This window comes from Alloyangia pacifica, assembly GCF_900116195.1.
Taxonomy (GTDB): Bacteria; Pseudomonadota; Alphaproteobacteria; order Rhodobacterales; family Rhodobacteraceae; genus Salipiger; species Salipiger pacificus.
Genome location: NZ_FOZW01000013.1, coordinates 216,542 through 227,097, shown reverse-complemented (window position 1 = coordinate 227,097; position 10,556 = coordinate 216,542). Strand labels below are relative to the sequence as shown.

The following is a 10,556-nucleotide window of genomic DNA, read 5'->3' as shown; positions in this document are numbered from 1 at the left end:
GCCATCACCTGGGTGTTGTGGCCCGAGGCCGAGACCGCGACCTTGCCCGCCTTGATGAAGCCCTTCTCGGTCTCCACGCCCGCCACCGAGCCGTCGGGGTTGCGGCGGATCGCCGTCACCGCGCAGTTCTGGATGATGTCGACGCCGCGCGCCGCCGCGCCGCGGGCATAGCCCCAGGCCACCGCGTCGTGCCGCGCCGTGCCCGCCCGCTCCTGCAGCGCGCCGCCCATGACCGGGTAGCGTGCGTCCTTGGAGATGTTGATCGGCGGGCAGTATTCCTTGCACTCCTCCGGCGTCAGCCAGCGGTTGTCGACGCCGTTGAGGCGGTTGGCGTGCACGTGGCGCTTGAAGCTCTGCACGTCATGCACGTTGTGCGCCAACATCAGCACGCCGCGGTTGGAGTACATGACGTTGTAGTTCAGCTCCTGGGTGAGGTTCTGCCACAGGTCCACCGAGTGATCGAACAGCCGCGCGCTCTCGTCGTAGAGGTAGTTCGAGCGGATGATCGTGGTGTTGCGCCCGGTGTTGCCGCCGCCGAGCCAGCCCTTGTCGATCACCGCGATATTGGTGATCCCGTGCTGCGTCGCAAGGTAATAGGCCGCGCCCAGACCATGCCCGCCCGCCCCGACGATCACCACGTCATACGCGGCCTTCGGCTGGCTGTCAGGCCATTGCTCCGTCCAGTCCTTGTGACCGGTCACGGCGTTCTTGAGAAGGGTGAAGGCGTTGAAGCGCGTCATCGGCGGGCCCCGGCTGTGGTGGGAGTGCTGGGGATCCTTGGTAGGTCATTGGATGCGCCGACACATGAAGAATCGCGCCACCAAAAATGAACTGAAGCGTCATGTGTCAGTTTTCTGACCCTCGACCCAGCCGCGCGGAAAAAGCTGAGGGCGCTCGGCGAACGGCCGGTGCTCATGGCGCTATCGGGACGGGCCGATAGAGGCCCCGTTCCGTCGCGCCGGGCGTGCGCCGCGTAAAAGAGCGCCGGCCTCAGGGCGTGCCAGCCCCGCGTTCTGCAACGCGTTCGCGGCCTTCGCAGGAAGCTCGGGATTGGCAGGGAAGAGGCGCTGAGCTCGATCGTTGCGACGCCAGACCACGGGCAGAGGCTCGACGCGCTGACGTGATACCCATTGCCCCCTTCCCCCGCGCGCGCCGCTCCTGTACGATTCCGCCACACCATGAAGAATTCCGCCATGCCCCCTGCCCAGCCCAACAAGCGCCTGCGTGTCGCCTTCCTGCTCGCGGGGCGTTTCACCCTCTCGGCCTTCGCCAATTTCGTCGACGTTCTGCGCCTCGCGGCGGACGAGGCCGACATGTCCCGCCCCATTCTTTGCGAATGGACGGTGCTGTCGGACACGCTCGGGCCGGTGCGCTCGAGCTGCGGGGTCCGGGTGCAGCCCGACACGCGGCTGCGCAATGCAGGCAGCTATGACTACCTTGTGGTGGTCGGCGGGCTGATCAGCGACGAGGTGGCGCTGAGCCCCGCCGAGCTGGCCTACCTCAGGCGGCAGGCAGCGGCGGGAGTGCCGGTGGTGGGTCTCTGCACCGGCGTCTTCATCCTGCAGGAGCTGGGGCTGCTCAAGGGCTACCGCTGCTGCGTGAGCTGGTTCCACCATCAGGACTTCATGGACCGTTTCGAGGCGGAAACCCCCGTCTCGGACCAGATCTTCGTGGTCGACCGCGACCGGCTGACCTGTTCCGGCGGGCACGGGGCGGCGCATCTCGCGGCGTTTCTCGTGCAGCGCCATATCGGCCAGTCGGCGGCGATCAAGAGCCTCAACATCATGATGATCGACGAGGCGATGAGCGGCGAGAAGGCGCAGCCCGGACAGGCCCTCACCCGCCGCGCCCGCGACGAGCTGGTGAAACGCGCGGTGCTCCGCATGCAGCAGCACATCGAGATGCCGAAACCCATCGACGACATCGCCCGGGATCTCGGCACGTCGCGGCGCACGCTGGAGCGGCGTTTCCTGTCGGACCTCAACCAGACCCCGCTGAAGGCCTACCTGGAGCTGCGGCTGGAACGCGCGCTGATCCGCTTGCGCAGCAGCGATGCCTCGGTGACCGAGGTGGCGCTGGCCTGCGGTTTCTGCGACGGGCCACACCTGTCGCGCACCCTGAAGGCCGAGCGCGGCATCACCCCCGCCGAATACCGCAAGGCGCAGGGCGGCGGAGCCGAGCCGGAGCTTGCCGTGGGGGTGCTGCTGCCCCGCGCCGAGTGACCGGGCACGCGGGCCCGGTCAGGCGAGATGCCGGTTGAACCAATCTACGGTACGTGACCACGCAAGCTCTGCCGCCTCGGCGTCGTAGCGGGGCGTCGAGTCATTGTGGAAGCCATGATTGGCCCCCTCGTAGATATGCGCCTCGAAGGTTTTGCCGTTGGCCTCCAGCGCCTCCTTGTAGGCGGGCCAGCCGGCGTTCACTCGCTCGTCGAGCGCGCCGTAGTGCAGCAGGATCGGCGCCTCGATCTTCGGCACGTCCTCGGCCGCGGCTTGCCGGCCGTAGAAGGGCACCGCGGCGCCCAGCTCGGGATAGGCCACCGCCGCCGCATTGGCGACACCGCCACCGTAGCAGAAGCCGGTGATGCCGACCTTTCCGGTCACCGCATCATGGGCCATCAGGAATTCCACGGCGGCGAAGAAGTCATTCATCAGTTTCTCGCCATCGACCTGCTGTTGCAGCGCCCGGCCTTCCTCGTCGTTGCCGGGATAGCCGCCGAGCGGCGTGAGCCCGTCCGGCGCCAGCGCGATGAACCCGGCCTTGCCGAGCCGCCGCGCGACGTCCTGGATATAGGGATTGAGGCCGCGGTTCTCGTGTACAACCACCACGCCCGGCGCGGTCTCGCGGCCGGTGGGGCGCACGAGGTAGGCCCGCATCTCGCCGTGACCGTTCGGCGAGGGATAGGTGATCCACTCGGCGAGAATGTCGGGATCGTTGAAGCTGACCTGCTCGGCCAGCGCGTAATCGGGGCTCATCATCGACAGGATCGCGGCGGCGGTAAGCCCGCCGATGGCGAACTTGCCGGCGCGGTCGAGGAACTCGCGCTTGGTGATCATGCCATGGGCGTAGAAGTCGTAGAGCTCCAGAAGTTCCGGGCTGAAGTCCTTCGCGGTCATCCGGGTCTGTTCGTTCATCGGGGATCTCCTCTCCACATGGCGTGAGCGTAGCACGCACCGCCGGAGCGGGATCACACGCCTGCGCGAGCAGGCGGGCTGCCGCCGCTGCCGCTTGGTGCGGGTGGCGAACACTGTGGAGGGAAAAAGGCGCGCCCTGCCCCTCCCAAGACAGGACGCGCGACGCCGGAGGCTGGCCCGGTCAGGCCGGTTCCTTGGCGTATCCCAGCGGCGTGACCGCCTCGCGGATCTCGCCGAGGATGGCGGGATCGTCGATGGTGGCGGGCGTCTTGAACTCGGCACCGTCGGCGATCTTCACCATGGTGGCGCGCAGGATCTTGCCCGAGCGGGTCTTCGGCAGCCGGTCGACCACGGTGCAGAGCTTGAAGGCAGCGACCGGGCCGATCTGGTCGCGCACCAGCTTCACCGCCTCCTTGACCACCTCGTCATGCGGCCGGTCGCAGCCGGCGTTGAGGCAGAGGAAGCCCATGGGCAGCTGCCCCTTGAGCGGATCGGTCACGCCGATCACCGCGCATTCGGCAACATCGGGGTGGTTCGACAGCACCTCCTCCATCGCGCCGGTCGAGAGCCGGTGGCCGGCCACGTTGATCACGTCGTCGGTGCGGGACATGATGTAGAGATAGCCATCCTCGTCCTTCATCCCCGCGTCGCCGGTCTCGTAGTACCCGGGGAAATGGGTGAGATAGGCGGACTTGAAGCGCTCCTCGGCATTCCACAGCGTCGGCAGCGTGCCCGGCGGCAGCGGCAGCTTGATGGCGATGGCTCCCAGCTCGCCGTCCTTCACCTCGTGGCCGCCCTCGTCGAGGATACGCACGTCGTAGCCCGGCATGGGAACCGACGGCGAGCCCAGCTTGACCGGCAGTTCCTCGATCCCCAGCGGGTTGGCGGCGATGGCAAAGCCGGTCTCGGTCTGCCACCAGTGGTCGATCACCGGCACCTTGAGCTGGCTCTGCGCCCATTGGATGGTGTCCGGATCGGCGCGTTCTCCGGCAAGGTAGACCGCGTTCAGGCAGCTGAGGTCGTATTTGCCGACGAAGTCGCCCTTGGGATCCTCGCGCTTCACCGCGCGGAAGGCCGTGGGCGCGGTGAAGAAGCTCTTCACCTTGTGTTCGGAGATCACCCGCCAGAAGGTGCCCGCGTCAGGGGTGCCGATGGGCTTGCCCTCGAAGACGATGGTGGTGTTGCCGTGGATCAGCGGCGCGTAGCAGATGTAGCTGTGACCGACGACCCAACCGACGTCCGAGGCCGCCCAGAAGCGGTCTCCCGGCTCGACATTGTAGATGTTCTTCATCGTCCAGTTCAGCGCCACCAGATGCCCGCCGGTGTGGCGCACGACGCCCTTGGGCTGGCCGGTGGTGCCGGAGGTGTAGAGGATATACGCCGGGTGGTTGCCCTCGACCGGCACGCATTCGGCGGGCTCGACGCCGTACTGGAAGCCGTGCCAGTTCACGTCGCGGCCCGGAGTCAGCGTCGCCACCTCCTGTTCGCGCTGGAAGATCACGCAGAAGTCGGGCTTGTGGGTGGCCTGGTCGACCGCGCCGTCGAGCAGCGGCTTGTAGTGCACCACGCGGTTCGGCTCGAGCCCGCAGGAGGCGGCGATGATGCACTTGGGCTTGGCGTCGTCGATGCGCACCGCCAACTCATGCGCGGCAAAACCGCCGAAGACCACGGAATGGATCGCGCCGAGCCGGGCGCAGGCGAGCATCGCCTCGAGCGCCTCTGGGATCATCGGCATGTAGATGATGACGCGGTCGCCCTTCTCGACGCCCTTGGCGCGCAGCGCACCGGCCAGAGTGGCAACGCGGTTGCGCAGCTCGACATAGGTGATCTCGCGCTTGGTATGGGTGATCGGGCTGTCCCAGATGATCGCCACCTGCTCGCCGCGGCCGTTCTCGACGTGACGGTCGACAGCATTCCAGCAGGTGTTGGTCATCCCGTCGGCGAACCATTCGAACATGCCCTCGCCCTTGTCGAAGAGCGCCTTCGAGGGGGCCTTGTCCCAGTCGATCGCCTCGGCGGCCCGCATCCAGAAGTCTTCGGGGTTGGATGCCCAGCTGTCGTAGATGTCCTTGTAGCCCATGGTGCCTCCTCCTAGCGCCGTCTCCACGTCGGTGCTCAATTTGATAGGACCCGAAACTTGCTTCGAGCAAGCCTGTTACCGCGCACAGGGACAGATGGACGCAGAAGTTTGCTGATTTTTGCGAAATTGGCCGGTGGGAAATTTGCAAACCCGCTCAAGCTGCAAATTCTTCTGCAAAACGCGCTCTTTTTTGCAAATTTTCCCCGATTCGAGCGCACCCAGAAATGTCAATTCATCTGTCCTATTTATCTACTTTAGTGACATGCAAAAGCCGTAATTATAATTAAATCACATTCATTTAAAATAATGTGTTTACGAATCTAAATTAGTTCACGAAATTTAAATCGAATGGAGGAGGTCCGTTCCAGAAATAAATAATTGCTCAAGCCGCGAGCTATTGCCTGATGCGCAATTGCTCGCCGTGAGAGCTATTGCTCAAAAAATTATAACAAAGGCAGGGAGGTAGAGAGCCGCTATGACAACAGAGGAGATAACCGTTTCGCCGTACAATGGCTCGGTGGCCGCGGCGGTTTTATTGGGGTCAGAACAAAATCTTCTGATTTCGGATTTCGGCACCCCGGCCACGGGAACGCTTCAGGATGGCGATGGCATTCTCGGAAGCGGCGATGACGGCAGCTCGACCTTCGACGGTGACCCGGTCAGTTTCATCGGCAGCGGCACCGTGACCCCGGGGATCGATCTCGGCATCCTCGGAGTGTCCCTGGGAACGCCGGTTGCCGTGGTGGTCTTCGAGGCCGGCGGACAGATCTACTTCCATTATCCCGAGGGGGAGCCGAACCTGCTCGGGAACCTGTTTCTGGTGGTGGATATCGACGCGACGCCCTACGAGGTCTTCACCCCGCTTTGCTTCACCGCAGGGACGCTCATGCGCACGCCGGAGGGACGCAGGCCGATCGAGACCCTCGCGCGGGGCGACCGGGTCGTCGACCTCGGCGGCGAGAGCCATAGGATCGAATGGGTCGGGAAGATGCAGTTGCGCATTCCTCCACGGGCAGCTTACCGGAAATGGCACCCGGTACGGATTGACGCGCATGCCTTCGGGCGTGGCCACCCCTACCGTCCCACATGGCTCTCGCAGCAGCACCGCGTGCTGGTGCGCTCGGCCCTCAACGAGTTCTACTTCGGCGAGGCCGAATGCCTGGCACCGGTCGTGCGGCTGACCGATGGCGAGGCCATCAGGGTCGATCGCTCGGTTTCCGAGGTGACCTACTATCACATCCTCTGTGATCGCCACGCCGTGCTGGTCGCCAACGGACTGCCGGCCGAGAGCCTGCACCCGGCCCGTGCGGCACGGCACGGCTTCGAGCGGGCCGCATTCGGAGAGTTCGACGAAAGACTTGGGGAGGGGATCGACAGCGTGCCAGCCGCTGCTCCGATCCTGCGCGGCTACGAGGCGCGTCTCCTGGCCCGGCAAGAGGTGCCGGGCTGAAGCGGCCGCGGCGGGGTCCACTCCCTCGCCGCGGCCCAGATCACGTCATCCGTAGTGCGCCACCGGGGTGCCGGCGACGGCGGCCATGTTGAGCAGCCCGCGCGCGGTGATCGACGGGGTCACGATATGCGCGCGGTTGCCCATGCCCATCAGGATCGGACCGACTTCGAGGCCGCCCGCCTTCACCTTGAGGATGTTGCGCACGCCCGAGGCGGCATCGGCCTCGGCGAAGACCAGTACGTTCGCCGCGCCCTGCATCCGGCCATTCGGCAGCAGGCGCTCGCGAAGATCGGGGTCGAGCGCGCTGTCCACGTGCATCTCGCCCTCGTAGACGAAGTCCCGCGGCGCGCTGTCGAGAATCTCCAGCGCCTTGCGGATGCGCGGGCCGGAGCCGTCGGCGTGGTTGCCGAACTGCGAGCGCGAGCAAAGGGCGACCTTGGGCTCGAGACCGAAGCGCCGCACGTGGCGGGCGGCGCCGATCGCCGTCAGCGCGATCTGCTCGGGGGTGGGCTCGATCCAGATCTGCGTGTCGGTGATGAACAGCGGGCCGTCCTCGAGGATCATCATCGACAGCGCGCCGTGCGGCTGCGCTCGCTCGCTGCCCAAAACCTGCGTCACATAGTTCAGGTGCCAGCGATACTCGCCGAAGGTGCCGCAGATCAGGCTGTCGGCCTCTCCGCGATGCACCATCACCGCGCCGATGGCTGTCAGGTTGGTGCGCATCACCGCGCGGGCCAGATCCGGTGTCACGCCGCGGCGCGCCATGATCCCGTGATAGGTTTCCCAATAGTCCCGGTAGCGCGGGTCATTTTCGGGGTTCACCACGTGGAAGTCCTTGCCCGGGCGGACCGTCAGGCCAAGCCGCTCGCAGCGCATCTCCAGCACCTCGGGGCGGCCGATGAGGATCGGCGTCTCGGTGGTTTCCTCCAGGATCGCCTGCGCCGCGCGCAGCACGCGCTCGTCCTCGCCCTCGGCGAAGACGATCTTGCGCGCTGCGGTAGCGGCGGCCTCGAAGACCGGGCGCATCAGCAGGGCGGACTTGAACACCGAGGCGTTGAGGCTGTCCTTATAGGCCTTCAGGTCTTCGACCGGACGCGCGGCCACACCGGTTTCCATGGCCGCCTTGGCGACGGCCGAGGACACCACCGCCGAAAGGCGCGGGTCGAAGGGTTTGGGGATCAGGTAGTCCGCCCCGAAGGTCAGCTGCTCGCCGTGATAGGCGGCGGCGGCCTCCGCCGAGGTGGTGGCCCGGGCCAGCGCCGCGATGCCTTCGACGCAGGCGACCTGCATGGCATCGTTGATCTCGGTCGCGCCGACGTCAAGCGCGCCGCGGAAGATGAAGGGGAAGCACAGGACGTTGTTGACCTGGTTCGGGAAGTCGCTGCGGCCGGTGGCGATGATCGCATCGGGTGCCACGCTGCGCGCGAGGTCGGGCATGATCTCGGGCGTCGGGTTGGCCAGCGCGAAGATGATCGGGCGGGCGGTCATCTTCGCCACCTGCTCGGGCTTCAGCACGCCCGGCCCCGACAGGCCGAGGAAGAGGTCCGCACCCTCGATCACATCGTCCAGCGTGCGCTTGTCGGAAGGTTGCGCAAAGGCCGCCTTCTGCGGGTTCATGTCCTCCTCGCGGCCCTCGTAGACGAGCCCGTGGATGTCGCAGAGCCAGATGTTCTCGCGCTTGACGCCCAGTTTGATCAGCATGTTGAGGCAGGCGATGCCCGCCGCGCCGCCACCGGTCGAGACGATCTTGATATCCTCGAAGGACTTGCCGGCGACGTGCAGCGCGTTGGTCGCGGCCGCGCCCACCACGATGGCGGTGCCGTGCTGGTCGTCATGGAAAACGGGGATGTTCATCCGCTCGCGGCAGATCTTCTCGACGATGAAACAGTCGGGAGCCTTGATGTCCTCGAGGTTGATCGCGCCGAAGGTCGGCTCGAGCGCGCAGACGATCTCGGCCAGCTTCACGGGATCGGGCTCGTTCAATTCGAGGTCGAAGCAGTCGATGTTGGCGAATTTCTTGAAGAGAACCGCCTTGCCCTCCATCACCGGCTTCGACGCCAGCGGGCCGATATTGCCAAGGCCCAGCACCGCAGTGCCGTTCGACACCACCGCGACGAGGTTCCCGCGCGAAGTGTAGCGCGCGGCGTTGGCGGGGTCGGCCTTGATCTCGAGGCAGGCCTCGGCAACGCCGGGGGAATAGGCACGGCTGAGATCGCGACCGTTCGCCAAAGGCTTGGTGGCACGGACCTCGAGTTTTCCGGGCTTGGGGTTTTCGTGATAGAAGAGTGCCGCCTGGCGCAGGCTCTCCTGAGCGGTATCGGTCATGTCGTAGGCCTCCCAACGAAGATGGTTCAACGTTGAACAATCTGCCCATGCGGGCTCGGGGGCCGGGTATCAGGATTTCGACAGCCGGTAAACGAAAAACACCGGAGGCCGCATCACGCCTATGTTGGAACGGGCGGGGAGCCGCCCGCTGCGCCAAGGTTGGATCGGTCTGGCTTGGCGCCTCAGACGGCCGGAGGCGTGGTGCCCGCCAGGTCCTCGAGCTCGGCGATCCGCCGGCCGGCCTGCCACAGGGTCAGCTCGGCGTCGAACGTCTCGCCGGCTCGCTGCGACAGCTCGCGCAGGCGGGCTTCCTGTTCGGCGGTCATTGGCTGGCGCGGATCGGGCGGCACGTCCATGGCGGCGTCGATGGTGCGCGGGCTGGTCATGAAACTCATCGTGTTTCCTCCTTATGGGGCACACAACGCAGCCTGCCCCCTGCGGTTCCATGGCACCGCCAGGGTTTGCGCAAACGAGGCTGCAGACGCAGCATTTGTCGGCGTGACAAGCCCCGGCCATCTGCCTATAACCCCACGCGAAAGCCGCAATGCACCCGGGTGCTTCCCAGAGGCACCCCCATATGCCCCCAAGGAGTTTTTCCGCATGACCACCCTGGTATTTGGCCACAAGTCCCCCGACACCGACTCCACCGGCAGCCCGATCATCTGGTCGTGGTATCTGAACGAGGTGAAGGGCGAGGCGGCCAAGCCCGTGCTGCTGGGCGAGCCGAACACCGAAGCCGCCTTCATGCTGGAGCACTGGGGCCTCGAGAAGCCCGAGATCATCACCGACGTCGAGGCCGATGCCCCCGTGGTGATCGTCGATACCAACAACCCTGCCGAGTTGCCGGCCTCGATCAACAGCGCCGACATCCGCGCCATCATCGACCACCACAAACTGGTCGGCGGACTGGAAACCAAGGGCCCGATCGACATCACCGTGCGCCCGCTGGCCTGCACCGCCACCATCATGGTCGACCTGATGGGCAAGGACTTCGTGAAGATGCCCGAGGCGATCAAGGGCGCGGCGCTGACCTGCATCCTGTCCGACACGCTGGCCTTCCGCTCGCCGACCACCACGCCGCATGACCGCGCGGTGGCCGAAACGCTGGCCGCCGATCTCGGCGTGGACATCCCCGACTTCGCCGTGGAGATGTTCGCCGCCAAGTCGGACGTGTCCGAATTCTCCGACGCCGAGCTGATCCGCATGGACAGCAAGGAATACGAGGTCGGCGGCACCAAGTTCCGTGTCTCGGTACTGGAAACCACCGCGCCCGAGATCCCGCTGGGCCGCAAGGACAGCCTGATGGAGAGCTTCAAGACCGTGGCCGCCGAAGATGGCGTCGACGAGGTGCTGCTCTTCGTGGTGGACATCCTGAAGGAAGAAGCAACGCTGCTGGTGCCGAACGATCTGGTGAAGACTGTCGCCGAAAAGAGCTTCGGCGCGACGGTCGAGGGCGATCTGGTGGTGCTGCCGGGCGTCATGTCGCGCAAGAAGCAGATCATCCCGAACCTGAAGGTCTGAGCGATCACATCGCGCCAGGCATCGAAGGGCACCCCGGCGGGTGCCC

8 protein-coding genes are annotated in these 10,556 nt (G+C 65.7%); 3 read left to right on the top strand and 5 right to left on the bottom strand.

The genetic code is table 11. The annotated features are described in order from the left end of the window. The coding region (locus BM397_RS23720; RefSeq protein WP_143187075.1) for an FAD-dependent oxidoreductase at positions 1-740 on the bottom strand (740 nt) is incomplete at its 3' end. 453 nt (positions 741-1,193) lie between these two features. On the opposite strand from BM397_RS23720, the gene BM397_RS23715 reads away from it, so the two are divergent. Next, entirely contained in the window at positions 1,194-2,222 is a 1,029-nt protein-coding gene (locus tag BM397_RS23715) for a GlxA family transcriptional regulator (RefSeq protein ID WP_092428823.1), read from the top strand. Positions 2,223-2,240: 18 nt separating this feature from the next. On the opposite strand, the gene yghX is transcribed toward BM397_RS23715, so the two are convergent. Both yghX and prpE read right to left on the bottom strand, forming a co-directional pair. After that, complete coding sequence (gene yghX, locus BM397_RS23710; RefSeq protein ID WP_092428825.1) at positions 2,241-3,134, bottom strand: YghX family hydrolase; 894 nt, start codon at positions 3,132-3,134, stop codon at positions 2,241-2,243. Positions 3,135-3,315: 181 nt separating this feature from the next. Next, positions 3,316-5,214, bottom strand: a complete 1,899-nt coding sequence (gene prpE, locus BM397_RS23705; protein WP_092428827.1) for a propionate-CoA ligase PrpE — start codon at positions 5,212-5,214, stop codon at positions 3,316-3,318. A gap of 475 nt (positions 5,215-5,689) precedes the next feature. On the opposite strand from prpE, the gene BM397_RS23700 reads away from it, so the two are divergent. Continuing rightward, on the top strand, positions 5,690-6,664 hold the full coding sequence (locus BM397_RS23700) for a Hint domain-containing protein (RefSeq protein ID WP_092428829.1): 975 nt from the start codon (positions 5,690-5,692) through the stop codon (positions 6,662-6,664). Between the two features lie 45 nt (positions 6,665-6,709). Here BM397_RS23700 and BM397_RS23695 read toward each other — a convergent pair whose 3' ends face one another. Beyond that, entirely contained in the window at positions 6,710-8,989 is a 2,280-nt protein-coding gene (locus tag BM397_RS23695; RefSeq protein WP_092428831.1) for an NADP-dependent malic enzyme, read from the bottom strand. 182 nt (positions 8,990-9,171) lie between these two features. Continuing rightward, on the bottom strand, positions 9,172-9,384 hold the full coding sequence (locus BM397_RS23690) for a DUF3072 domain-containing protein (RefSeq protein ID WP_092428833.1): 213 nt from the start codon (positions 9,382-9,384) through the stop codon (positions 9,172-9,174). 205 nt (positions 9,385-9,589) lie between these two features. Between BM397_RS23690 and BM397_RS23685 the strand changes: the two genes are divergently transcribed. Next, positions 9,590-10,510 carry a manganese-dependent inorganic pyrophosphatase gene (locus tag BM397_RS23685; protein WP_092428835.1) on the top strand — a complete coding sequence of 307 codons (921 nt, stop codon included), beginning with the start codon at positions 9,590-9,592 and terminating at the stop codon, positions 10,508-10,510. Positions 10,511-10,556 lie beyond the last annotated feature (46 nt).